The sequence below is a fragment of the Rhodoferax sp. SPJ21 genome (assembly GCF_058216335.1).
This window is the reverse complement of the sequence record NZ_JBYZMO010000001.1, coordinates 1235779-1258840: the sequence shown is the minus strand read 5'-3', so window position 1 is coordinate 1258840 and position 23062 is coordinate 1235779. Positions and strand designations below refer to the sequence as shown.

Sequence of the window (23062 nt, the reverse complement as noted above, 5' to 3'; positions counted from 1 at the left end):
GCTTGCGTGGAGCTAGGGTGAAGCGATGCCATCCACCTGCCCACGGCGACTGTCCGTGCACGCGGATGGCATTCACACAGGGCACGCGCTGCGGATTCAGCCGTTGCGGAACAGGAAGCTGTAGGCGTTTAAAGCCGGCACGCCGCCGAGGTGGGCATACAGCACTTTGGAGCCTGCCGGGAATTCGCCGTTGCGCACCATGGCTATCATGCCTTGCATGGATTTGCCCTCGTACACCGGGTCGGTCAGCATGCCTTCCTGGCGTGCGCACAGGCGGATCGCCTCCAGCGTGCCTTCGCTGGGCAGGCCGTATTCGGGGCCGCCGTAGCGGGTGTCCAGCACCACGTCCTGCTCTGTGATGTCGCGGCCCAGCTCCACCAGTTTGGCGGTGTGTTGGGCGATGCGTAGCACCTGGGCCTTGGTTTGCACCGGTTTGGCCGAGGCGTCGATACCAATCACTTTGTCGGCCCGGCCGTCAGTGGCAAAACCCACCACCATGCCCGCCTGCGTGCTGCCTGTGACCGAGCAGACCACGATGTAGTCGAACTTGAAGCCCAGTTCAGCTTCCTGCTGGCGCACTTCTTCGGCAAAACCCACGAAGCCCAGCCCGCCCAGGGGATGTTCGGAGCAACCCGCTGGAATCGGAAACGGCTTGCCGCCGGCCTTACGCACGTCTTCCATGGCCTGCTCCCAGCTGGGGCGGATGCCGATGTCGAAACCGGCGGCGTCCAGCCGCACGTCGGCACCCAGGATGCGGGACATCTCGATGTTGCCCACGCGGTCGTACACCGCGTCTGAGTAGTTGACCCAGTTCTCTTGCACCAGCACGCACTTCATGCCCAGATGGGCGGCCACGGCGGCGACCTGCCGGGTTTGGTTGGACTGGATGCCGCCGATGGATACCAGGGTGTCGTAACCGCCCGCGATGGCTTCGGGGATCAGGTATTCCAGCTTGCGGGTCTTGTTGCCGCCAAAGGCCAGGCCGCTGTTGCAATCTTCGCGCTTGGCGTACAGATCCACCTTGCCGCCCAGGTGCGCGCTCAGGCGTTTCAGCGGGGTGATGGGCGAGGGGCCAAAGGTCAGGGCGTGGCGCGGGAATTTCTGCAGGTTCATGCTGGTGGCTCGCAAAGTGAAAGGCGGTGGACGCGCAACGCGGGTGGCTTGCAACGCATAGCCAAATTCTAGGGAGCAACTTGGTTAATAGGGTTGCAAAAATTATTCTTTATATGTCTTAAAAAACCCATTTATTTAGTATGTTCGTATCTTTATGTCTTGATAAGCAATATGTGCGCAACAAAAGTAAAAGCCAAGACGGAGCCCACCGACAGCCCCGACCACGCCATAGACCGCACCGACAAAGCCATACTGCGCGCCCTGCAGCGCGATGCGTCCATGACCAATGTGGCGCTGGCCGCCAAGGTGAATCTGAGCCCGCCTGCCTGCCTGCGGCGGGTGGAGCGGCTCAAGCAACTGGGTGTTATTTCGGGCATCGTCGCGCTGCTCAACCCCAAGGCGCTGGACGCCAGCATGCTGGTGCTGATTGGCGTGGTGCTGGACCGGTCCACGCCCGAGTCATTCGCCCTGTTCGAGAAGGCGGCAGCCAAGGTATCGGGCTGCATGGAGTGCCATGTGGTGACGGGCGAGTTTGACTACTTCATGCTGCTGCGCACGCGCGACAACGACAGCTTTAATAACCTGCACGCCACACAGCTGCTGCACCTGCCGGGCGTGCGGCAGATTCGTTCGTTCATGGTGCTCAAGCAGGTGCTGTCCACCACGCAGTTTCCGATTTAGCCGAGCGGCCAGTTTCTTTGAATACGTTCTTACGCTGAGCGCGGTGGCAAGTCTTGCCAGCCGTTGTCGTTGTCGTTGTTGTCGTTGTCGTTGTCGTTGTCGTTGTCGTTGTCGTTGTACCGAAAGTGCTGCAGGCGGCACAAATTCTTCACAAACCAAGGGTTTCCCCGGTGTTTTTTGTAAAAAATGACGAATATGGGTGCGGTTGCCATAGAAAATACCAAGCAGTCACAATGCGACCACATTTTCACCATGAACCGTCTGGCCAAACTTTTTTCTTTCCTATCGGGCAAGAGTGTCTCCGCGCAACGCCAACTCCAGGCGCTGTATCGCAACCAAGCGGTCATTGAATTTGAGCCGGACGGCACCATTGTTTTCGCCAACGCGCCGTTTCTGCAGGTCATGGGTTACTCGCTGGAAGCCATTCAGGGCCAGCACCACCGCCTATTTGTCGATCCCGCAGAGCAGCACGCGCCGGAGTACGCGGCCTTCTGGGCGCGGCTGCAACGAGGCGAAGCTTTCGTGGGCCGGTGCCGGCGCATTGCCAGCGATGGCAAAGATGTGTGGCTGCAGGCCAATTACAGCCCGGTGCGGGACGGCGCGGGCAAGGTCGTGCGGGTGGTGAAGTACGCCATGGATATTTCCGAGCAGGTATTGCGGGACGCCGAGGCCAACAGCCAGCTGGCGGCCGTGGGCAGGGCGCAGGCGGTGATCGAATTTGACCTGCAAGGCCGCATCCTGCGTGCTAACCGTAATTTCATCGAAGCCATGGGCTACCGCAGCGAGAACGAACTGGTTGGCAAGCACCACAGCATGTTTGTCACAGCGCAGGAGCGGCAAAGCCCGGAATACCGGGCCTTCTGGCAGCACCTGGGCAGCGGCCAGTTCCACCAGGGCCAGTTTCAGCGTGTGGGCCGCGCGGGCAATGTGGTGTGGATAGAAGCCAATTACAGCCCCGTGCTGGACCAGGTCGGCAGGCCTTTCAAGATCGTCAAATACGCCACCGACATCACGGCCCGGTTTGAGGCCACGCGCCTGGTCCAGGGCGCGTTCCAGGAGCTGCAGCGGCTGGTGAAGCACAGTGCGGCGCAGGCTGACGGTGCGCATTCCCATACCTTGCAAGTAGCCTCGATTGCGCACAACGGTGCCGATGCCTCCGCAGAGGCGGTGGCCACCATGCAGCACATCCAGGCCGATTCCAAGCGCATCGCCGACATCGTGGGCCTGATTGACGGCATCGCCTTTCAGACCAATCTGCTGGCGTTGAACGCCGCCGTGGAAGCGGCCCGCGCCGGTGAGCAAGGCCGTGGCTTTGCCGTTGTGGCGGGCGAGGTGCGCAGCCTGGCGCAGCGCAGTGCCGAGGCCGCACGCGAAATCAAGGGACTGATATCCGCCTCGGCCGAGCGCGTCTTCGTCGGCAATGCCAAGGTACAGGAGTCTGGCCGCGTGATGCAGGAGATCCAGCACTCGGCCAAACAGGCTTCCGACATCATGGCGTCCATCGTCGATGCGTCACGCGCGCAGGACGCGCGCCTGGGCGCGGTCAACCAGGCTATGGTCCAGTTGCAAGCGGCCGACAGCGTGGGCTGAGGAGGGCCTTCGGCCGCAGTTCACCAGCCGGTGTAGGGCCGCCCATCGTGGTGCATGTAGCGCCCACGGTCAGCCGGCGTCACCGCCGCCAGGGTGCTGCGCATGGCTGCCACGCTGGCCTCCACCGTCAGACTGGCACCGGGGCCGCCCATATCGGTTTGCACCCAGCCTGGGCAGAGTGCCAATAGCGTGGCGCGCGGGTAGTCGTGCTGGGCGGCAGCCACCGCCATGTTCAGCGCAGCCTTGCTGACGCGGTAGGTCCAGCCGTCGCTGGAGGCCACGCTGCTGATCTGGCCCATGCCGCTGGTGATGCAGGCGAACACGCCGCCCGCTTCCTCCACCAAGGGCGCAACCTGGGGAATGGCCTGCATGGCGCCCAGCACATTGGTGTGCATCACGCGGTCAAAGTCCTGCTGGGTCGGCGGTGAGGTGGCACCGCCTTTTGAAAACAGGCCTGCCACGTACACGGCCACATGGATTTTCTCGCCGTCCAGCTGCCACGCCAGGCCGCTGATGCTGGTCGGGTCGGCCACGTCCAGGCGCAAGGCCTCGGCCCCCACGGCCTTGAGGCGGGCCAGGCCGGCCGCGTCGCGGGCAGTGGCGATGACACGCTCGCCCGCTTCGGCGTACTGGCGCACAAACTCCAGGCCTATGCCGCGCGACGCGCCCAGGATGAGGATGTTGGCCATGCGCATGCTCCTATGTATAAAAACCTATGCCGGCTCAGATAGTACCTGCGCTAGTAGCTCCTATATGTGTAGCAAATGAAAAAGCCCCGGCAGGCCGGGGCTTTTGCTTCAGAAGGCTATCAGGCTCCTAGGTGGCCATGCCCAGCAGGCGCGGCAACCACAGGGTCAGGCCCGGCCAGTAGGTGACCACACCCAAAAATACCAGCATGGTGAGCAGCCACGGCATGACGGCCATGGTCAACTCGCTGATACCCATCTTGGTAATACCCGACGCCACGTACAGATTCAGGCCCACCGGCGGATGGCACATGCCGACCTCCATGTTCACCACGATCAGAATACCGAAGTGGATGGGGTTGATGCCCAGCTTCATCGCCACGGGGAACAGGATGGGTGCCAGGATCAGAATGATCGAGCTGGGCTCCATCACATTGCCCGCCAGCAACAGCAGAATATTGACCACCAACAGGAAGGCAATCGGACCAAAGCCCTGGTTGATCATCCAGTCGGCCATGGCCTGGGGGATGTTCTCACTGGTCATCAGGAAGCTGAACAGCACCGCGTTGGTGATGATGTACAGCAGCATGGCGCTCATGCTGGCCGAGTCGAGCAGTACTTTGGGAATACGCTTGAATGGCATGTCTTTGTAGACAAACACGGCGACTACGAAGGCATAGACCGCCGCCATGGCCGCAGCCTCGGTAGGCGTAAATACACCGCTGTAGATGCCGCCCATAACCACCACGATCAGCAGCAAACCCCAGACGCTTTCACGGAAAGCCAACCAGCGCTCGCCCCAGGTCGCCTTGGGCATGCGGGGGTAGTTGTTCTTGCGGGCAATATTCCAGGTGGTGAAGCCCAATGCCACTGCCAGCGCAATGCCGGGAACGATGCCGGCGATGAACATGGAGCCCACCGAGACATTGGTGGACACAGAGAACATCACCATGGCGATCGATGGTGGAATCAAGATCCCCAGCGAGCCGGAGGTGGTCAAGATGCCGGCGCCAAACTTGGGTGGGAAGCCCTGCTTGGTCATGGCCGGCAGGATCACCGAACCAATCGCCACCACGGTGGCTGGCGACGAGCCCGATACCGCAGCGAACAAGGCGCAGGCCATGACGCCCGCCAGGCCCAGGCCGCCATGCCAATGCCCAATCATGCTGGTGGCAAAGCGGATCATGCGCCTCGCCACCCCGCCATGCGTCAGGAAGTTACCCGCCAGAATGAAGAACGGGATCGCCATGATCTCGAACTTTTCGATTCCGGTGAACAACTTCAGCGCCACCGACTGCACAGGCACGTCGGTCATGGTGAAGAGGAAGGTCAGCACGGTCAGGCCGAGGGAGATGCTGATGGGCATGCCCGTCAGCATCAGCACAATCAGCAGTACAAAGATGATGGTCGCATTCATGCGCGGGCTCCCTTGGTGGTTGCTAGCAAGGGGTCGTCAGTCGCATCTTCAACGCCCTCGACATGGCCGTGGTCGTGGTGTGGCAGCTCGCCCCCACGGCCAAAGCTCCATGCCACCTGGAGGAAGCGGTAGCACATCAGCGACGAGCCCAAAGGCACGCACAGATACACCCACCACATAGGCACTTCCAGATCGGCGGAGACCTGGTCGGTCTGCGCAATGTGGTACACAAAGTTTGCGCCCAGCGTAGCTACTGTTCCGGTAAACAGGGCGCCTGCCAGCAGGCCAAACAAAATCAGCATGCGCTGGGGCGTGCCTGTGAGCTTGCGGATGATGACGTCCACACCCACGTGGATGCCGGTGCGCACGCCATAGGCCGCGCCAAACTTGGCCATCCACACGAACATGAAGATGCACAGCTCTTGCGCCCAGCTGACGTTCATGCGCACGGTCAAGTCCTGGATGTAAGGCAGGCCCGAGAGGAATCGGTGCAACACGGCAAAAAATATCACCAGCGTGGCCGCACCGATGAGGAAGGCAATGAGCCATTCCTCCAGGTGGTTCAGAAAACGGTTAATCACAAACGGCTCCGAGGTCTGCTTAACTTACTTGGGTGCCACAAAGCCGGTGGCCTTGTAGGCGGCGTCGATGGTGGCTTTGCCAACGCGCGATTCCATCTCCTTGTGCACGGGCATCAAAGCCTTCTTCCATTCGGTGATTTCAGCATCCGTCGGGGTGTAGATGGTGGTCTTGCCACTGGCCTTGATCTTTTCCAGAGCCTGGGCGTTTTCGGTGGCGGCAATGGCGTTGGCGTAGGTGGTGGAGTCCTTGATCGCGCCTTCCAGTGCGGTGCGGATGTCAGCAGGCAGGCCGTCCCAGAACTTCTTGTTCACGATCACCGCATAGGCCAGGTGGCCGTGGTTGGACAGGGAGATGTGCTTTTGCACTTCGTAAATCTTCTGGGTGTAGAAGTTGGACGGCACACCTTCGGTGCCATCCACCACACCCGATTGCAGCGCCTGGTACAGCTCGCTGAATGCCATCACCTGGGGAATGGCGCCCAGTGCGCGCATCTGGGCGTCCAGTACCTTGGAGCTCTGGATACGCATCTTCAGGCCCTTGAAGTCGGCTACGGTATGCAGCGGCTTGTTGGCGCTCATGATGTGGAAGCCGTTGTCCCAGTAAGCCAGACCGTGGATGCCCTTGGACTCCAGCTTGTTGAACAGTTCAGCGCCCAGGGGGCCTTCAGTGATACCGCGAAATGCTGCGGCGTCCTTGAACAGGAAGGGCAGGTCGAACACTTCGAACTCTTTGGCACCCAAGGGGCCGAATTTGGCCAGCGAAGGCGCCAGCATCTGCACCGAACCGAGTTGCAGGGCTTCAAGTTCTTCCTTGTCTTTGTACAGCTGGCTGTTGGGGTAGAGCTCAACCTTCACCTTACCGCCCGTACGTTGCTCGGCCAGTTCCTTGAAACGCTGAGCGCCTTTGCCCTTGGGGGTGTCGGGTGCCACCACGTGGCTGAATTTGATGACGATAGGAGCTTGTGCAAAGGCCACTGCGCCGGAGCAAACGGTGGCGGCTGCGACGGCAAGTTGCACGAAGGTACGGCGGGCGAAATTTGTCATGGATGTCTCCGGGTAAAAAGAGGATGGGCCGCAGTGTCTGCGCGCGCCCCTTGCAGGGCTAGTGTGGACTTCCACATTTATGGCCAAGGTAAGGATGAATCAAAGGGTTTACCCTAGAATTTAGCCCCCTGAAACAAGGCCAGCCCGCCTACCAGCGCTAGACTGGATGCATGCTGGCCCAGTTCGACACCCAACCTTTGCCTCCCCGTGACCGCGTACGGCGAAGGCTGTGGGCGCTGCCGCTGCTGGCGTCGCTGGCATTCGTCGCAGGCGACCTGGCCTGGACCTGGCGAGCAGACCTGGATGACCAAGCAGAGCGCCATGCCACCCTCATCGCCGATGCACTGAGTACCGAAGCCCAGCTGCGTGCGCGCGTGGATGTAGAGGCTACCTATCTGGAGGAGCTGGCCAAGCAATTGCCCCGTTTGCCCCGAAACACCAGCGGGCTAGCCAGCAACCCCAACGTTGCCAGTGGCTTGCGTAGTCTGTGGCAAAGCGTCACCTGGCTGGATGCCAACAACCGCATCGTGGCCCACGTGCCTGACCAGCAGCCCATCAGCCAGGGGGCGTTGCGCGAATTGCTGGAAAGCACTGGCATGTCGGCCCACCTGGTGCAGGCTGCTGGCACGGACCGGCTGGTCGTGCGCTATTCGGCGGCGCTGCTGCTACGCCGTGGCACGCCGTGGTGGGTGTCGCGCAAATACGATGTGCAGCTGCTGGACACCTCCGACCAGACCATTGCCTCGTTGGACGAGGTGCCGTTGCACCTGGATCCGCAGGCCCATGAAAGCTACAAGGTACAGGTCGGGCGCAACATGCCTGGCACCTACCTGGAACTCACCCTGCGCGAGATCCCCCGGCCGTTCTGGCGCACCTTGCCGGTGGTGCTGGTGGTGGGCTTTCTGGCGCTGATGCTGGTGGCCACTATGCTGCTGCGGCGCCAGGTGCGCCAGATATCGCGCGCCGAGGGCGCTTGGCGCACCGAAGCCGCCTGGCGCCAGGCCATGGAAGATTCGGCCCTGGTGGGGCTGCGCGCGCGCGACGCTGAGGGCCGCATCCTCTACGTCAACCGCACCCTCTGCGATATGGTGGGCCTGCCCGCGCACAAGCTGGTCGGCCTGGCTCCGCCCATGCCTTACTGGCCTCCCGAGTCCATCGACGAAGTCATGCTGCGCAACCGCCGCAACCTGGCGGGCAATGCCCCGCGTGACGGCTACGAAGCCGTGTGGCGCCACCAAGACGGCCACATGCTGAACGTGATGGTGTTCGAGTCGCCACTGATCGACGCCGACGGCACCCAGATCGGCTGGATGGGCTCCATCATCGACATCACCGCACGCAAGCACCTGGAAGAGCGCGAGCGCCACCAGGCCGAGGCCATGGCCCACCAGGCCCGGCTGACCACGCTGGGCGAGGTCGCGTCGGCCCTGGCGCACCAGCTGAACCAGCCGCTGACCGCCATCATCGGCTACAACGCCGGCCTGCAGCGCATGTTGCTTCAAGAGGGGTATGCCAACCAGCCGGTGCTGAAGGCGCTGCGGAACCAGGGCGAACAGGCCGCCGAGGCCGGGCGCATTGTTCAGAGAATCCGTGAGTTCCTGACCCGGCGCGCACCCCAGCGCGAGCCCAGCGACCTGGCCGCAGTGGCGCGCCGCGCGGTGGAGCTGCTGCAGCGCGACTTGAAGCGCCAGCACATCCAGATCCAGTGGGCGCTGGCCAGCCATTTGCCGCCGGTGTATGCCGATCCCATCTTGATTGAACAGGTGCTGATCAACCTGGTGCGCAATGCTGCCGATGCTTTGTCCGGCCACCGCCGCGCAGGCCAGATCCGCATTACCGCCGCGCCGGCGGGTGAGCGCTTTGTGCGCCTGGACGTGGAGGACGACGGTCCCGGACTCGACGGCCGCAGCATCGAAAAGCTGACCGCCCCGTTCTATTCGACCAAGCTGGAAGGCATGGGCATGGGCCTGGCGATTTGCCGCTCGGTGATCGAGATCCACCACGGCAGCATGGACGCCGGCCCCAGTCTGCTGGGCGGCGCCCGCCTGTCTTTCACCCTGCCCCTGTTCGAGGCCCATGACGTCTACACCCAAGACGAGGAAATCAATGCATGACACACCCTAACCACCCCGTCGCCGTGCACCTGGTGGACGACGAGGCACCGGTGCGCGACGCGCTGGAGTTTCTGTTCAGCTCGCACGGCTTCAGCGTCTGCAGCTATGCCAACGGCCCGACCTTTTTGGCTGCGCTGGACGGCCCCACGCCGGTGCGCGGCTGCATCCTGCTGGACGTGCGCATGGAGCCGCTGTCGGGCCTGCAGGTGTACGACGAGCTGGCCGCGCGCGGCAACACCCTGCCGGTGATTTTTCTGACCGGCCATGGCGACATTCCGATGGCCGTGGAGGCGCTGAAAAAAGGCGCTTTCGACTTTGTGGAAAAGCCGTTTGGCGACGCTGCGCTGGTGGAGCGGGTGCGCGATGCGCTGGCGGTGGAAGCCGCCCAGCAGCAGCGCCTGGCCGAGGGCGACGCACGCGGCGCCAAGCTGGCCGGCCTGACGCAGCGCGAACGCGAGGTCATGCAGCGCGTGGCCGCCGGCAAGCTGAACAAGGTGATTGCCGATGAAATGCATATCTCGGTGCGCACGGTAGAGGTCTACCGCGCCCGCGTCTACGCCAAGCTGGACGTGCGCTCGTCTGCCGAGCTGGCAACACTGCTGGCCAAAGCCTGAGCATTCCTGGCGCCGGCTGGAATGGATGCTTGCGTGTTGAGTGCTATTTTATTGATAGCTGGTAGCGCAGGCATTACCTGCGCAAGAGCCACTTTTTATTTAAATTGTCTCAGCGGCGCAGCACCGCATCGCCCGGCGCAAAGTCGGCTGCCTTCAGCGGGCTGCGGCTGGTGATATAGCCGCGCAGCACGTCGGCGTCGACAAAGCCGCTGTCGCTATAGCTTTTGTGGCCGATGAGCTTGGGGTAACCGTCACCGCCCACGGCCTGGAAGTTGTTGACCGCCATGCGGTAGGTCTTGGCGGGGTCCACGGCCGCGCCCTGGATGCGTGCGCTGGTGACGACGCCACCGGACATGACCAGCTCGATGCCGGCAAACTGCGGGAAGGCGCCGGAGCCGACCGACATCTTGGCAGTGGCGTTCAGGTAGTCCATGACCTCGGCGCCGGTGAAATCCACCGTGGCGATGGTGTTGCCAAAGGGCTGTACCTTGAGTACGTCCTTATAGGTCAGCGTACCCGCGGGCAGCGAGTCGCGCACGCCGCCGGCATTTACCACCGCAAAGTCGGCCTTGGTTTTTTCCATCATCGACAGTCCCACCAGCACGCCCATGGCGGCGGGCTTGGCGCGGATCACGCTGCGGTCGCCTTCGATGCGGGCATCGCTGCTGCCGACTTCCAACCCCAACTTTTCTTGGCCGATGTTTTGGTAGGGCGTGAGCATGGCCAGCATGGCCGGGTCTTCGGCGATTTCGCTGGTGTAGTAGGCCTTGGCGGTTTTGCCGTCGGCCAGCTTCACGGACTTCTTGAGGTTGATGGGGATCAGGGCGTAGTGCACCAGCTTGAAGCTGCCGTTGCGGTATTCAAAGTCGGCGCGGCCCACGTACTTGCCCCACTCGTGCGCCTGCACGATCCAGGTGCCGTTCTGGCGGTCGGGGGCGCAGGGCGTGCCAGGCACATAGGCTTCGTCGCGTACGTTTTCGGCCTTCATGCAGACCGGGTTTTGCGAGTGGCCACCGACCACCAGGTCGATGCCATTCACGGCGCGCGCCATCTCCACATCTCCCTCGGCCTGGCTGCCGTGCTGGCCGTTCACATAGTGGCCCATATGGGTGGCGGCGATGACCACATCGGCCTTGGCACGTAGCTCGGGTACGACTTGGCTGGCTTCGGCAATGACGCTGCGGAACTCCACGCCCTTGACGTTGTCGGGATGCACCATCTTGTAGGTGTCTTCGGTGGTCAGACCCATCACGCCGACGCGCAGGCCGCCGACGTTGAAAATCTTGTAGGGCGCAAACATGCGCTGACCGTTGTCGTAGATGTTGGCCGACAGCATGGGGAATGTGGCCAGGTCGCGCTGCATCTTCAGCACGGTGCGGGGCTTGTCGAATTCGTGGTTGCCTACGGCCATGGCGTCAAAACGCAGCAGGTTCATGCCCCGGAAGTCGGGCACGGCGTCCTGCAGGTCGGACTCGGGCACGCCGGTGTTGATGTCACCACCGCTGAGCAGCAGTACCTGGCCACCGGCCGCAGCCACCTCGGCACGCACCTGGTCCACCACGGTTTTTTGTGCCGACATGCCGTATTCACCGTCGCTGTTCTTCCAGAACCGGCCATGGTGGTCGTTGGTGTGCAGCACGGTCAGGTGGTAGGTCTTATCCTTCTCCGGGCCCGCAGGGCCCATGGACGAACAGCCGGCCAGAGCGGCAACGAGCAGGACAAGGGCGAAGCGGCGGGTCGGCATTTTCATAAGAACTCCAGGAGTGGAATTGCAAACGCAAGATCAAGAGGGCGGCCTGAGGAGGTACGGGACTTATTCCAGAAACACCGCAGAACCGGCTCCGCCGGGCTGCAGGTGTTGCCCCCTGCAAGGGGGTTGGCGTAAACGCGCAGCGTGGAGCCTGGGGGTGTGCTACTTCCTTCCGCGCAACTCTTGCATACGTTCGTCGAAGTACTTTTGAACCGTGTAGCGGTCCGACAGAACGACTTCGCGGCGTGGGTGCAGGAACAGCGGCAGCGACACGCGCGATTTGAAGCGGCCTTCGCCCGTGGGGTTGAGTACGCGGTGCGTGGTGGACGGGTAGTAGTGCCCGCTGGCTTCTTGCAGCATGTCGCCAATGTTGACGATCAGCAGGCCAAAGTCGCAGGGCACGTCGAACCAGGCGCCGTCCTTGCCCAGCACCTGCAGGCCGGGCTCGGTAGCGGCGGGCAGTATGGTCAGCAGGTTGATGTCGCCGTGGGCTGCGGCGCGCACGCTGCCAGGCTCTTCGTCACCGCGCAGCGGCGGATAGTGCAGCACGCGCAACAGGGTTTGGTCGCAGCCCTCGATCATCTTCGGCAGCGGCTCGGTGTAGCGAGCGCGTACCTCGGGTGGCGAGTTGTCTTCCACCCATTTCAGCAGCTCGGCGGCCAGGGCGCTACCGGCTTTGTAGTAGCGCTGCGCCGCGTCCGACACCTCGGCCGGATAGCGGCCCCAGGGGTAGATATGGTAGAACTCCTTGAGGTCGCGCTTGTCATAGCCCTTGGCGGTTTCTGACACGGCGGGCGAGAAGTAGCCGTCAAACTTGACCGGGTCTTGCGCGTACTTGTGCTTGGCCTCGGAACCAAAAAAACCCAGCCATTCGGTGTAAATGCCTTCCACCAGATTTTGGTCCAGCGGATGGTTGGCCAGCACGCCGAAGCCGGTGTTGTGCAGGCTTTGGCAAAAGTCTTGCGCCGCGGTGGCGCTGCGGTAATCGACAACCGGGAGCTGCATGACGGATTCCTTCTCGGGGGCGCTTTAGCGGGGCAGCCAGTCGGCCATCAGCGTGTCTTCGAACACGGTGTTGCACGACTCGGCCTGCACCTGCATGCAGACCTGGGTGGCCGGTTTGTCGGCCCAGCCGGCTTGCGGGTGGAAGATGTCCTTGCGCTTCATCATGGTCTGGCCGTTGGCGATGCCTTCGGTGGCCACACGGATGGCACCACTTTCCAATGTGAAGAACTCGGGGTTCACCAGGTAGATGAAGGCCAGCACGTCGTGGCCGAAGCAGCCGTGGATCTTGGCCACATGCGGGTAGATGCCGCTGTAGAAGTCGGCATAGAAGCTGACGGCGTGGTGCAGCACATCGGTGGCAATGTGCTGGTGCTTGTCGGCGATCTTCTTGATCAGTGCCAGTGGCACTATCACGCGGTGGGTCACGTCCAGGCCGACCATGGTCAGCTTCCAGCCGGCGGTGAAGACGTGGTCGGCGGCGTGCGGGTCATTCCACACATTGGCTTCGGCCACGGGGGAGACATTGCCGGGTTCGGTCACCGTGCCGGCCATCAGGATGACTTCCTTCAGCAGCTTGGGCAGCTGGGGTTCCAGCTTCAGGGCCAGGCTCAGATTGCCCAGCGGGCCTACGGCCACCAGTGTGATTTCACCGGGGTGGGCGCGGGCCATGTCCACGATGAATTGGGCCGACGAGCGTGGGTCCAGCTGGTTGGTGGTGGCGACGCGCGATGCCAAGTTGCCCAGGCCGTCCGCACCGTGGATGAAGGCCGGTGGCGCTTCGCCAGGCTTGACCCAGGGGGTGGCCACACCTTTGGTGACGGGGATGCTTTTGCCGGCGATGGCCGTCAGGTACAGGGCATTGATGGCGGCCTGTTCCACGGTCACATTGCCGAAGGTGGTGGTGATGCCGACCACGTCGATGGCCGGGTGGGCCAATGCGAAGTACAGGGCCATGGCGTCGTCTACGCCGGGATCGGTATCAAAAATGACTTTGTGCTTTGCGGTCATGGTGTTCCTTCGTTCTTCAAATAGGGTGAAAAGGGCTTAGGCGGGGAAGCCGCAGAAAGCGCGCAGCGCAGCTTCGGCACCAGCAGGCGCGCCGCTAGCGACCAGGGCCAGCACTTCGGCGTGGGTTGGGATGCTGGACTGTGCGCCGGCCCGGGTGCAGGCCAGTGCGCCCGCAGCGCTACCGTATTGCAGGGCTTGCGCCAAGGAGTGGCCCTGCGACAGGGCTGCGGTCAGTGCGCCGCAAAAGCTGTCGCCGGCGGCGGTGGTGTCGACAGGCGAGACGGGGAAGGCGGCTTGCAGGGTGATTTCACCGTCCAGCCGGGCGCAGCAGCCTCGGTGGCCCAGGGTGACGACCACGCAGCGCACGTCCAGGCGTGCCAGGCATTCGGCCACGCTGCCTTCATGTTGTGCGACGCTGGCGAGTTCGCCTTCGTTGACCACCAGCACGTCCACGGCTGCCAGCAGGGCCGGCGGCAGCACCTGGGCTGGTGCGGCGTTCAGCACCACTTGCACGCCGTGGGCGCGTGCGGCTTGGGCGTAGGCGGTGACGGTGTCGAGCGGGGTTTCCAGCTGCAGCAACAGGTGGGTGAAGCCTTGCAGCGGGGGAAGGTGTTCGGCTTGCAGGGCGAGGTTGGCGCCAGGGGCGACGGTAATGGCGTTTTCCGCGTCGTCGGACACGCAAATGAAGGCGGTGCCGGTGGGCTTATCGGATCGCACGATGTGCGGCACCACGGCGGCCTCGGCCAGCGACGCTTCGAGCGGCTGGGCAAAGGCGTCGCCACCTAGCGCTAGCAGCATGTGGGTGGTGGCGCCGCCAGCGCGGGCGCAGGCGATGGCCTGGTTGGCACCCTTGCCGCCGGGGAAGGTTTGGAACGCATGGCCCAGCACGGTTTCACCGGGAGCCGGGATGTGCGGTGCCCGCACGACAAAATCAAGATTGGCAGAGCCGGCGACAAAAATCATGGATGGTTCTAAACAGAGGTTGCGGCATACGGGGAAGGGTGGGCGCCGCATCAGGCAGGCGCCGCCCCGTGCGAGCAACATGCTACGCGAATTTACGTGCGCCCAGAGCTGCCTTCACCCCGGTTTGCTGATAGCAGGTATACCGATTTCGGCACGGTGTGCATGAAATCGGCCGTAGGCGCAAATAAATCCAGCGCGTGCAGCTATGTTTTGTATAGCAAGGCGCGTCGCGGTAGTGGTGAGTGTGGTGGTGTTAGCCGCCAGAGTCCAGTGTGAAGGTGGCGTGCTTGTCCTGGCCCAGGTGTTCCACCATCTGCTCCAGCGCAGGCTTGAGGCCGGCTTTCATGGTGTGGGGAGGGTTGATCAGGAACATGCCGCTGGCAGGCAGGCCGGGGCGCTTGACTTCGCCGGCGGCGTCGGTGGTGAGCTTGCTGAACTTGACGGTCAGCGTGGCGTGCAGCCAGCTCTTGCCGGCCTTGGTGGCCAGGGTTTTGAGCTTGCGTGGCAGGTCGTGCGCCTCGGGGCGCGGGATGATGGGGTACCAGACGGCGTAGGTGCCGGTGGCAAACAGCTTCAAGCAGTTGGCCACCATGTTGGACACCAGGGCGTAGTCGCTCTTGATTTCATAGCTGGGATCGCACAGCAGGAAAGCGCGGCGGCTGGGTGGGGGTAGAAATTTGCGGATGCCTTCAAAGCCGTCTTCGCGGAACACGGCGACCTGGCGGCCGGCTTCCAGCTGGGCGATGTTGGCTGACAGGGTTTTGCTGTCGGTGGGGTGCAGCTCAAACAGCTTCAGCCGGTCGTGGTCACGTAACAGTTGTTGCATGATGAACGGAGAGCCAGGGTAGACCTTTTTGGCGCCGCTTTTGTTGAAGCTGGCCACCATGTCCAGGTAGTCCTGCAGCAGGGGGGCGGGCTGCCATGGTGCTTCGCCAGGGGCGGGGGGGGCCAGCAGCTTGAGGATGCCGTCTGCCGCCTCGCCGCTGGTTTCGGCATAGTCGCCGTCGAGCCGGTACAGACCGGCACCCGCATGGGTGTCCAGCACGGCCAAGGCCGGGTCTTTTTCGGTCAAATATTTAAGGGCGGCAATCAACACGGTGTGCTTGAGCACGTCGGCGTGGTTGCCTGCATGGAAGGCGTGGCGGTAACTAAACATGCCCCAATGGTAACGAGGCGGGCGCCCGCCGTGTGGTGCCGGCCACTAAACTATGCACCCCCGACCGCCATATGCTCGATTTAGTCCACCCGCCAGGTCTCCACAAAGTGCACCACACCGATGCGCTGGCCAGCGGCACGCGCCTGGGGGAGTTCGAGCTGGTACGGCTGTTGGGCGTGGGGGGCTTTGGCATGGTCTACCAGGCCTACGACCATTCTTTGCAGCGCTCGGTCGCCATCAAGGAGTACCTTCCCACGGCGCTGGCCGGGCGTACCGGAGGGGCGTCGGTGGTGATCCGCTCTTCGCTGGACGGCAGTAGCTACCAGGCGGGTTTGCAGTCTTTTGTGGCAGAAGCCCGGCTGCTGGCGCAGTTTGACCACCCCTCACTGGTCAAGGTGCTGCGCTTCTGGGAGGCAAACAACACCGCCTATATGGTGATGCCGCTATACCACGGCATGACGCTCAAACAGGCGCGCAGCCAGATGCGCCGCCCGCCATCCGAGGCCTGGCTGCGACAGGTGTTGTGGTCGGTGCTGGAGGCGCTGAAGTTGTTGCACGCGCACCAGACCCTGCACCGCGACGTGTCGCCCGACAATATTTTTCTGCAGGATGTAGGCCCGCCGGTCTTGCTGGACCTGGGCGCGGCCCGGCGGGCCATCGGCGACCTGAGCCGCAAGCACACAGCGGTGCTGAAGGTGAATTACGCGCCCATTGAGCAATACGCCGATGCGCGCGATATGGTGCAGGGCGCCTGGAGCGATCTGTATTCGCTGGCGGCGGTAGTGCACGGCTATTTGGCCAACGATTTACCGCTGCCGGCTACCTTCCGCGTGTTGCGCGACCGCATGCCCAGCATGCGTGAGCTGGCGCAATCGGCACTCAGTCTGTACGGCTGTAGTTACTCGCCGGCATTCGTCGATACGCTGGACCGCAGTCTGGCCATACGCCCCGAGGACCGTCCGCAGTCGGTGGAGGCCTTCTCTGAGTCGCTGGATTTGCAGGTGCCGCCCGATATGGCCCGCTTTGACTGGCGGGCCGCCATGGGCGAGGGCTGGAAGCTGTCCCGCGACGAGCAGGCGGCGCGCGCCAAACCCCAGCCTGCAGATCTTGCCGAGCAGCCCACCCAATTCGTCTACCGCCCTGCGGCGCCTGTGGTGCTGGATGTTGCCGCCGCCGCGCCAGTGCCGTTAGCTGTGGCGGGGCCGCAGACGCTGTGGCGCAAGAGCATGCGGTGGGGCGTGGCCGCCATGTTGGCGGTCGGGGCGGCAGCAGCGGGTATGTACTGGAGTGGGTATCTGCCTGCAACCAAGGCCCCCGCCGTTGCGGCCATGCCTGCGGTCGCACTCGGTGCCAAGCCGGCTGGGGTGGCGGAGCCCGTGGCTGCTATTGCGGAGCAGGCGGCTTCCAAGGATCAAGCTGCCCCCCAGGTTCCAGCGGCTTCCAGTTCTCAACCTGCGGCGAGCGCTGCCAAGGCCACGCGGCCGGTGGTGCGCAAGCCGCGGGTAGCCGCTCCCCCGGCAAGCAGTGCCTCGGTGACGGCGGCTGCACCGCAGTCGCGGCCCCGGGAGGCGCGGGTTTCGACCACGGTCGTGGAGTTGTGCCCGGAAAGCAACTTCATCTCGCGGCCTATGTGCCTGTACCGCGAGTGCCAGAAGCCGGAATTTGCCGAGTTGCCGGTGTGTGTTGAGAACACGCAGCGCCTGAATCGCAACCAACGAAAGCATTCCTGAGTCTGCGATTTGACGGGCAGGCTTGCAACTTTGTATAATCCAAGGCTGCCCAGCGGTTTGCTAGCCCCGCGGTGCAGTTTAAAAACCACCTAAGAGATCTCCACCAGAGAGACGCCGACCGTGGAAAAGGGCTGCTAGGACGCCAACCCCTCAGGTTGACCAAACCATTCTTTTAAAGAGAAAACTCATGACCAAGACCTTCAGCGCGAAACCCGCTGACGTGGTGCACGAGTGGTTTGTGATTGACGCGACCGATAAGGTCCTCGGACGAGTAGCCAGCGAAGTTGCTCTCCGTTTGCGCGGCAAACACAAGGCCATTTACACGCCTCACGTCGATACCGGTGACTTCATCGTCATCATCAACGCAGCCCAGCTGCGCGTGACCGGTGCCAAATCGAACGACAAGATTTACTACAGCCACTCCGGCTACCCAGGTGGCATTTCTGCCATCTCGTTCCGCGACATGCAAGCCAAGCACCCAGGCCGCGCTTTGGAAAAAGCCGTCAAGGGCATGCTGCCTAAGGGCCCGCTCGGCTACGCCATGATCAAGAAGCTCAAGGTGTACGGTGGTGCTGAGCATCCACACACCGCCCAACAGCCTAAAGTGCTGGACATCTAAGGAGTATCCAGATGATTGGTGATTGGAACAATGGCACCGGCCGTCGCAAATCCAGCGTCGCCCGTGTGTTTATCAAGAAGGGCTCCGGCCAAATCAAGGTCAACGGTAAAGACATCACCGAATTTTTCGGTCGTGCTACCTCGATCATGATCTGCAAGCAGCCTCTGGTGCTGACCAACCACGCCGAAACTTTCGACGTGATGGTCAATGTGCACGGTGGTGGTGAGTCCGGCCAAGCCGGCGCAACCCGCCACGGCATTACCCGCGCCCTGATCGACTACGACGCAACGCTCAAGCCTGAGCTGAGCAAAGCCGGCTTCGTAACGCGTGATGCGCGTGAAGTCGAACGTAAGAAGGTCGGTCTGCACTCTGCACGCCGCCGCAAGCAGTTCTCGAAGCGTTAAGCTTTTCGCTCTGTGCGACGCAAAAACCGCCAAGCCTTCGGGCTTTGGCGGTTTTTGTTTTTGAAAAGACCGCACTGCTGGTACCGGCAAATTGTTTGCCCCGCAACTTAAGTCGGGAATTGCAGTAGCATCACCTAGATTCTTTACGGAGTACCCCATGAGCGCCCTAGCCGAAAACATCCAGACCGAAATGCCCACCCCCATCGTATTCACCGACAGCGCCGCCGCCAAAGTGGCCGACCTGATCGCCGAAGAGGGCAACCCGGATCTCAAGCTGCGGGTGTTTGTGCAAGGTGGTGGGTGCTCTGGTTTCCAATACGGCTTCACGTTTGACGAGATCACCAACGAAGACGACACCACCATGACCAAGAATGGTGTGTCTCTGCTGATCGACGCCATGAGCTACCAGTACCTGCTGGGCGCAGAGATCGACTACAAGGAAGACCTGCAAGGCGCCCAGTTCGTCATCAAGAACCCTAACGCCACCAGCACCTGCGGCTGCGGCTCCAGCTTCTCGGCCTGATTGGCCACCCCGTTTTAAAAAGGCCGCCTGTGGGCGGCTTTTTCTTTGCTACATCCGGTTCGGACAAGGAGCGGTTTCCGCATGCAAGATGAAGCTTCGCGTCAGCGTTTGCTCTGGCTGGTGGCCATTGGGTTTTTCATGCAGACGCTCGATGCCACCATCGTCAATACCGCCCTGCCGGCCATGGCGGCCAGCCTGGGCGAAAGCCCTTTGCGGATGCAGTCTGTGGTGGTGGCTTATTCACTGACCATGGCCATGCTGATCCCGGCCTCGGGCTGGATGGCCGACCGCTTTGGCACGCGCCGCCTGTTTGTGGCCGCGATTGCTCTTTTCACGCTGGGCTCCTTGTTTTGCGCGATGTCGCACAGCCTGACGCAATTGGTGGCCTCCCGTGTGTTGCAAGGGGTTGGTGGGGCTTTATTGCTGCCTGTGGGGCGCTTGGCGGTGCTGCGGGCATTTCCGCGCGAGCAGTTTTTGAAGGCCATGAGCTTTGTTGCGCTTCCCGGGCTGATCGGCCCGCTGATCGGCCCAACCCTGGGCGGCTGGCTGGTCGAGTACACCACCTGGCACTGGATCTTTCTGATCAATCTGCCGGTGGGGGTGCTCGGCGGCATGGCCACCCTGGCCTGGATGCCCGAAGGTGCACGCGTGGAACACAAGCGTTTCGACCTGAGCGGCTATGCGCTGCTGTCGTTTGGCATGGTGGCACTGTCCTTGGCGCTGGATGGTTTGTCCGAACTGGGGTTGCGCCAGGCCACCGTGTTGGTGTTGCTGATGTTCGGCCTGGCCAGTCTGGTGGCCTATTGGCTGCACGCCGTGCGGGAGCCTGAACCCTTGTTTTCGCCCCGGCTGTTCGCCATTCCTTCGCTGGCCATCGGTCTGCTGGGCAATCTGTTTGCGCGCATTGGCAGCAGCTGCATGCCGTTCTTGATTCCATTGCTGCTGCAGGTCAGCATGGGCTACAGCCCAGCACAGGCCGGCATGATGATGCTACCGGTGGCGGCGGCCGGCATGGTGACCAAGACCCTGGCAACGCGCCTGATCACCTGGCTGGGCTACCGCAAGGTGCTGGTGCTGAATACCGCACTGGTGGGATTGACCATGGCCAGCTTTGCCTTTGTGACGCCGGAGCAGCCGCTGTGGCTGCGTTTGGTGCAGCTGGCTCTCTTTGGTGCGGTCAACTCCATGCAGTTCACGGCCATGAATACGGTGACCTTGAAAGACCTGGACGGTCCGCTGGCCAGCAGCGGCAACAGCCTGCTGTCCATGGTGCAGATGCTGGCCATGGGGATGGGGGTGGCAGCCGCAGGGGCGGTGCTGGCGGGATACACCGGCTACTTCGAGGCGGCGGGTGCGGCGCAGACCTTGGAGGCTTTCCATGCCACGTTTGCCACCATGGGGCTGATGACCCTTGCCTCGGCCTGGATCTTCTGGCAGCTGGCGCCCGACGAGAAGGTGGCTGCCCCGGTGGGTGCCGCCGACCTGGAATAGAGATCAGGCTGGGTAGATCGCGCCCAGCACCCGGTTGCCCCGTGCACCGGTGACGCTGGCCAGGCTGCCCGGTGCGCGCAACAGCGTCTGACGCGCCAGCCAGGCAAAGGCCGCGGCTTCCACCTGCAGGGGCGGCAGTCCGTGGTCGGCTGAGGATTGCACCTGCATGGCGGGCAGCGCGGCCTGTATGCGCCGCATCAGGTGGCCGTTCAAGGCGCCGCCACCGCATACGATCAACTGCTTGCTATTCTTTCCATAGCTGCTTGCGCAGGTAGCGTTTGCGCTGGCGGTCAATTCGGTCAATGTGGCTTGTACGTCTACCGGGCGCAGTCCGGCGAACTGCTGGAGCTTGGTAGCCAGCCAGCCGGGGTTGAACAGGTCGCGGCCGGTGCTCTTGGGTGGTGCCTTGGCCAGAAAAGGCTCGTCCAGCAAGGCGGCCAGCAAGTCCGGCTGCACGCGGCCGCTGGTGGCCCAGGCGCCATCGGCATCGAAGGGCTGGCCGGTATGCTGCTGGCACCAGTAGTCCATCAACGCATTGCCGGGACCGCAGTCGAAGCCCAGGATGTGCTCGCCGTCCAGCACGCTCAGGTTGGAAATGCCGCCGATGTTCAGCACGGCCACCGTCTCTTGCGGACGGCCGAACACCTGCTGGTGGAAGGCCGGCACCAGCGGCGCGCCCTGGCCTCCGGCGGCGACGTCGCGGCTGCGGAAGTCAGCTACCACGGTGACGCCAGTGCGCTCGGCCAACAGGGCCGGGTTGTTCAGTTGCAGCGTGTAGCCGGTGCCGTCGAATTCCTGTGGGCGGTGCCGCACGGTCTGGCCGTGGGCACCGATGGCCTGGATAGATGCTGCAGTGGTGTGGCTGCGGTCCAGTAATAGCTGGACTACCTTGGCATAGAGTTCTGCCAAGGCATTGGCGGCCAGGGCCGCGCGGTGCAGCTCGTTGTCCCCTGGTGAATTCAAGGTCAGCAGCCCGGCCCGGTGTGCATCGACAAAGGGCAGGCTGGCGTGCTGCAGCACCTGCATGCGGCCGCCGGCAAAGTCGGCCAGCACACCGTCCACGCCGTCTAGCGAGGTGCCGGACATGAGGCCGATGTACAGCTCGGACACTTTAGTCAGCGCTGGCTTGTTGCACCGCCGAGGCTGCATTCAGCTGCTGGCGCATGGTGGCGGCGAGCCGGTCAAACATGGGTTTGGCGGCGGCAGACAGCGGTTGGCTTTCGCTTTGGCGGGCCACGGTCATCGGGTCCTGGTGCGCGCCGTCGACGCGGAACTCGAAGTGCAGATGCGGGCCGGTGGCCCAGCCGGTGGCGCCAATCGCACCAATATGTTCGCCCTGGCTGACCTTTTGGCCCGCGCGCACATTGATTTGGCTCAGGTGGGCGTACAGGGTTTCGTTGTGGTTGTTGTGGCGGACGATGATGACGTTGCCGTAGCCATTTTGTACGCCAGCGAATTCCACCACGCCGTCACCCACGGTGCGCACTGGCGTACCGATGGTGCCCGCGTAGTCCACGCCCAAATGGGCTTTCCACAGTTTCAAAATGGGGTGGAAGCGCATGGAGAAGCCGCTGGTGATGCGGGAGAACTCCACCGGTGCGGACAAGAAGGCGCGGCGCAGGCTTTGGCCGTTCAGTGCGTAGTAGCTGCCCTTTTGGCCGGGCTCGGCAAACCACATGGCCTGGTAGGTTTTGCCATTGCTGAAAAACTCGGCACTCAAGACGCGACCGGTGCGCAGCAGCTGGCCGTCGGCTTCGACGGTTTCATAGACCACCGAGAAATGGTCCCCCTTGCGCAGTGCGCGGCGGAAGTCAATGTCGCCCGAGAAGATTTCGGCGAGCTGGGTCGCGACCGCATCGGGAATGCCCGCTTCGTCGGTGGCGGCAAACAGCGAGCTTTGGATCGTGCCGCCGGCCAGCCGGCTGGTGGTGTCCAGCTGCGCATCTTCCATGCGGGAGCGGAACCCCTTGGCGGTCTTTTCGACCACCAGGCGCTGGATGGCGCCGTCGTTACCGGGGCTCCATAGCGCGCTGAGAGACAGCAGGGCTTGCTTGTCCGTCGCCTCGGCCTTCACGGTGCGACCGGCGCGGCCGAAGATGGCTTTGTTGGCCAGCGCATCGCTGCGCAGGAAGGCGACCGCGTCTACGTCGGCGATGCCCAGACGCTGCAGCAGCGAAGCAGCCGTGTCGCTGGAGCGGGTGGTTTCCGTGCGGAACAGGTTGAAACTATGAAGATCGAGTGCTGCAGCCTGCTCTTGCAAGGGCAGGGGTTGCACCGATTCCGTGATTTGCCGTACCGGCAGGTCAGCGGCGTCTGGGCCCAGGGAGGCGACGGCGAATGCACCGCTACCACCGCCTAAAAGTACGGCCGCCACCAGCGCAGTGATGCGCTTGGGGTGGCGTTGTACCAAAGACAAAAGCCTATCGCTGACGGTGTTGAGACCGTTGTTCAAAAGAGTGAATTCCCAAAAAGAGGTTTGCTGCAGAGACGAGGGAGGCCCTGGAAGTTCAGTCAGGTCATGTGCAATGGCCGGTAGCAGGAAATCGGAGGAGGGCCTGCGAGCCGTGTATTGC

22 protein-coding genes are annotated in these 23062 nt (G+C 62.8%); 9 read left to right on the top strand and 13 right to left on the bottom strand.

Annotation, left to right across the window (positions count from 1 at the left end):
- Window positions 1-96: 96 nt before the first annotated feature.
- The gene (locus AC4BBN_RS05730; protein WP_490590986.1) at window positions 97-1113 is read right to left on the bottom strand and encodes a 1-aminocyclopropane-1-carboxylate deaminase; all 1017 of its coding nucleotides are present in this window, start codon (window positions 1111-1113) and stop codon (window positions 97-99) included.
- A 171-nt stretch (window positions 1114-1284) separates the two neighbouring features.
- On the opposite strand from AC4BBN_RS05730, the gene AC4BBN_RS05725 reads away from it, so the two are divergent.
- A complete protein-coding gene (locus tag AC4BBN_RS05725; protein WP_490590985.1) occupies window positions 1285-1794 on the top strand; it encodes an Lrp/AsnC family transcriptional regulator in 510 nt (169 codons plus the stop codon).
- 29 nt (window positions 1795-1823) lie between these two features.
- On the opposite strand, the gene AC4BBN_RS05720 is transcribed toward AC4BBN_RS05725, so the two are convergent.
- Complete coding sequence (locus AC4BBN_RS05720) at window positions 1824-1946, bottom strand: hypothetical protein (RefSeq protein ID WP_490590984.1); 123 nt, start codon at window positions 1944-1946, stop codon at window positions 1824-1826.
- A 100-nt stretch (window positions 1947-2046) separates the two neighbouring features.
- On the opposite strand from AC4BBN_RS05720, the gene AC4BBN_RS05715 reads away from it, so the two are divergent.
- Window positions 2047-3384, top strand: a complete 1338-nt coding sequence (locus AC4BBN_RS05715) for a methyl-accepting chemotaxis protein (protein ID WP_490590983.1) — start codon at window positions 2047-2049, stop codon at window positions 3382-3384.
- Window positions 3385-3404: 20 nt separating this feature from the next.
- On the opposite strand, the gene AC4BBN_RS05710 is transcribed toward AC4BBN_RS05715, so the two are convergent.
- From AC4BBN_RS05710 to AC4BBN_RS05695, 4 genes are all read right to left on the bottom strand, one after another.
- Complete coding sequence (locus tag AC4BBN_RS05710; RefSeq protein WP_490590982.1) at window positions 3405-4073, bottom strand: SDR family oxidoreductase; 669 nt, start codon at window positions 4071-4073, stop codon at window positions 3405-3407.
- A 127-nt stretch (window positions 4074-4200) separates the two neighbouring features.
- The gene (locus AC4BBN_RS05705; protein WP_490590981.1) at window positions 4201-5487 is read right to left on the bottom strand and encodes a TRAP transporter large permease; all 1287 of its coding nucleotides are present in this window, start codon (window positions 5485-5487) and stop codon (window positions 4201-4203) included.
- On the bottom strand, window positions 5484-6065 hold the full coding sequence (locus tag AC4BBN_RS05700) for a TRAP transporter small permease (protein WP_490591394.1): 582 nt from the start codon (window positions 6063-6065) through the stop codon (window positions 5484-5486). The genes AC4BBN_RS05705 and AC4BBN_RS05700 overlap by 4 nt, the downstream gene beginning before the upstream one ends.
- A gap of 27 nt (window positions 6066-6092) precedes the next feature.
- On the bottom strand, window positions 6093-7112 hold the full coding sequence (locus AC4BBN_RS05695; protein ID WP_490590980.1) for a TRAP transporter substrate-binding protein: 1020 nt from the start codon (window positions 7110-7112) through the stop codon (window positions 6093-6095).
- A 170-nt stretch (window positions 7113-7282) separates the two neighbouring features.
- Between AC4BBN_RS05695 and AC4BBN_RS05690 the strand changes: the two genes are divergently transcribed.
- Window positions 7283-9226 (top strand): sensor histidine kinase, encoded by a 1944-nt coding sequence (locus tag AC4BBN_RS05690; protein WP_490590979.1) that lies wholly within the window; start codon window positions 7283-7285, stop codon window positions 9224-9226.
- Complete coding sequence (locus AC4BBN_RS05685) at window positions 9223-9840, top strand: response regulator transcription factor (RefSeq protein WP_490590978.1); 618 nt, start codon at window positions 9223-9225, stop codon at window positions 9838-9840. Before AC4BBN_RS05690 ends, AC4BBN_RS05685 begins: the two co-directional genes overlap by 4 nt.
- A gap of 109 nt (window positions 9841-9949) precedes the next feature.
- Here AC4BBN_RS05685 and ushA read toward each other — a convergent pair whose 3' ends face one another.
- The 5 genes from ushA to AC4BBN_RS05660 all read right to left on the bottom strand — a co-directional run bounded on the left by ushA (window position 9950) and on the right by AC4BBN_RS05660 (window position 15722).
- Window positions 9950-11590 carry a bifunctional UDP-sugar hydrolase/5'-nucleotidase UshA gene (gene ushA, locus AC4BBN_RS05680; protein WP_490590977.1) on the bottom strand — a complete coding sequence of 547 codons (1641 nt, stop codon included), beginning with the start codon at window positions 11588-11590 and terminating at the stop codon, window positions 9950-9952.
- A gap of 162 nt (window positions 11591-11752) precedes the next feature.
- Window positions 11753-12595 (bottom strand): 2OG-Fe(II) oxygenase family protein, encoded by an 843-nt coding sequence (locus AC4BBN_RS05675; protein WP_490590976.1) that lies wholly within the window; start codon window positions 12593-12595, stop codon window positions 11753-11755.
- A 24-nt stretch (window positions 12596-12619) separates the two neighbouring features.
- Complete coding sequence (locus AC4BBN_RS05670) at window positions 12620-13603, bottom strand: nucleoside hydrolase (protein WP_490590975.1); 984 nt, start codon at window positions 13601-13603, stop codon at window positions 12620-12622.
- Window positions 13604-13639: 36 nt separating this feature from the next.
- Window positions 13640-14566 carry a ribokinase gene (locus AC4BBN_RS05665; RefSeq protein WP_490590974.1) on the bottom strand — a complete coding sequence of 309 codons (927 nt, stop codon included), beginning with the start codon at window positions 14564-14566 and terminating at the stop codon, window positions 13640-13642.
- A 253-nt stretch (window positions 14567-14819) separates the two neighbouring features.
- Window positions 14820-15722, bottom strand: coding sequence for a 23S rRNA (adenine(2030)-N(6))-methyltransferase RlmJ (locus AC4BBN_RS05660; protein ID WP_490590973.1), 903 nt, complete (start codon window positions 15720-15722; stop codon window positions 14820-14822).
- 71 nt (window positions 15723-15793) lie between these two features.
- Here AC4BBN_RS05660 and AC4BBN_RS05655 point away from each other — a divergent pair, with 71 nt between their 5' ends.
- The 5 genes from AC4BBN_RS05655 (at window position 15794) to mdtD (ending at window position 20489) form a co-directional block, all read left to right on the top strand.
- A complete protein-coding gene (locus AC4BBN_RS05655) occupies window positions 15794-17452 on the top strand; it encodes a serine/threonine protein kinase (RefSeq protein WP_490590972.1) in 1659 nt (552 codons plus the stop codon).
- 187 nt (window positions 17453-17639) lie between these two features.
- Window positions 17640-18071 (top strand): 50S ribosomal protein L13, encoded by a 432-nt coding sequence (rplM, locus tag AC4BBN_RS05650; RefSeq protein WP_490590971.1) that lies wholly within the window; start codon window positions 17640-17642, stop codon window positions 18069-18071.
- Between the two features lie 11 nt (window positions 18072-18082).
- Window positions 18083-18475: a 30S ribosomal protein S9 gene (gene rpsI / locus AC4BBN_RS05645; RefSeq protein WP_490590970.1), complete on the top strand. Its 393-nt coding sequence runs from the start codon at window positions 18083-18085 to the stop codon at window positions 18473-18475.
- Between the two features lie 157 nt (window positions 18476-18632).
- The gene (gene erpA, locus AC4BBN_RS05640; protein WP_092758362.1) at window positions 18633-18998 is read left to right on the top strand and encodes an iron-sulfur cluster insertion protein ErpA; all 366 of its coding nucleotides are present in this window, start codon (window positions 18633-18635) and stop codon (window positions 18996-18998) included.
- Window positions 18999-19079: 81 nt separating this feature from the next.
- Window positions 19080-20489: a multidrug transporter subunit MdtD gene (gene mdtD, locus AC4BBN_RS05635; RefSeq protein ID WP_490590969.1), complete on the top strand. Its 1410-nt coding sequence runs from the start codon at window positions 19080-19082 to the stop codon at window positions 20487-20489.
- 3 nt (window positions 20490-20492) lie between these two features.
- Here mdtD and AC4BBN_RS05630 read toward each other — a convergent pair whose 3' ends face one another.
- Both AC4BBN_RS05630 and AC4BBN_RS05625 read right to left on the bottom strand, forming a co-directional pair.
- Entirely contained in the window at window positions 20493-21638 is a 1146-nt protein-coding gene (locus tag AC4BBN_RS05630; RefSeq protein ID WP_490590968.1) for an anhydro-N-acetylmuramic acid kinase, read from the bottom strand.
- On the bottom strand, window positions 21601-22941 hold the full coding sequence (locus AC4BBN_RS05625) for a M23 family metallopeptidase (protein ID WP_490590967.1): 1341 nt from the start codon (window positions 22939-22941) through the stop codon (window positions 21601-21603). Before AC4BBN_RS05625 ends, AC4BBN_RS05630 begins: the two co-directional genes overlap by 38 nt.
- Between the last annotated feature and the right edge of the window lie 121 nt (window positions 22942-23062).

Bases quoted from the DNA above. Each gene is read 5' to 3' on its own strand.
- AC4BBN_RS05670 (WP_490590975.1), bottom strand. From the start codon at position 13,603: ATGACCGCAAAGCACAAAGTCATTTTTGATACCGATCCCGGCGTAGAC.
- rplM (WP_490590971.1), top strand. From the start codon at position 17,640: ATGACCAAGACCTTCAGCGCGAAACCCGCTGACGTGGTGCACGAGTGG.
- AC4BBN_RS05715 (WP_490590983.1), top strand. From the start codon at position 2,047: ATGAACCGTCTGGCCAAACTTTTTTCTTTCCTATCGGGCAAGAGTGTC.
- AC4BBN_RS05705 (WP_490590981.1), bottom strand. From the start codon at position 5,487: ATGAATGCGACCATCATCTTTGTACTGCTGATTGTGCTGATGCTGACG.
- AC4BBN_RS05730 (WP_490590986.1), bottom strand. From the start codon at position 1,113: ATGAACCTGCAGAAATTCCCGCGCCACGCCCTGACCTTTGGCCCCTCG.
- AC4BBN_RS05630 (WP_490590968.1), bottom strand. From the start codon at position 21,638: ATGCAGCCTCGGCGGTGCAACAAGCCAGCGCTGACTAAAGTGTCCGAG.
- mdtD (WP_490590969.1), top strand. From the start codon at position 19,080: ATGCAAGATGAAGCTTCGCGTCAGCGTTTGCTCTGGCTGGTGGCCATT.
- AC4BBN_RS05660 (WP_490590973.1), bottom strand. From the start codon at position 15,722: ATGTTTAGTTACCGCCACGCCTTCCATGCAGGCAACCACGCCGACGTG.
- rpsI (WP_490590970.1), top strand. From the start codon at position 18,083: ATGATTGGTGATTGGAACAATGGCACCGGCCGTCGCAAATCCAGCGTC.
- AC4BBN_RS05725 (WP_490590985.1), top strand. From the start codon at position 1,285: ATGTGCGCAACAAAAGTAAAAGCCAAGACGGAGCCCACCGACAGCCCC.
- AC4BBN_RS05675 (WP_490590976.1), bottom strand. From the start codon at position 12,595: ATGCAGCTCCCGGTTGTCGATTACCGCAGCGCCACCGCGGCGCAAGAC.
- AC4BBN_RS05710 (WP_490590982.1), bottom strand. From the start codon at position 4,073: ATGGCCAACATCCTCATCCTGGGCGCGTCGCGCGGCATAGGCCTGGAG.
- ushA (WP_490590977.1), bottom strand. From the start codon at position 11,590: ATGAAAATGCCGACCCGCCGCTTCGCCCTTGTCCTGCTCGTTGCCGCT.
- erpA (WP_092758362.1), top strand. From the start codon at position 18,633: ATGAGCGCCCTAGCCGAAAACATCCAGACCGAAATGCCCACCCCCATC.
- AC4BBN_RS05665 (WP_490590974.1), bottom strand. From the start codon at position 14,566: ATGATTTTTGTCGCCGGCTCTGCCAATCTTGATTTTGTCGTGCGGGCA.
- AC4BBN_RS05690 (WP_490590979.1), top strand. From the start codon at position 7,283: ATGCTGGCCCAGTTCGACACCCAACCTTTGCCTCCCCGTGACCGCGTA.
- AC4BBN_RS05695 (WP_490590980.1), bottom strand. From the start codon at position 7,112: ATGACAAATTTCGCCCGCCGTACCTTCGTGCAACTTGCCGTCGCAGCC.
- AC4BBN_RS05655 (WP_490590972.1), top strand. From the start codon at position 15,794: ATGCTCGATTTAGTCCACCCGCCAGGTCTCCACAAAGTGCACCACACC.
- AC4BBN_RS05685 (WP_490590978.1), top strand. From the start codon at position 9,223: ATGACACACCCTAACCACCCCGTCGCCGTGCACCTGGTGGACGACGAG.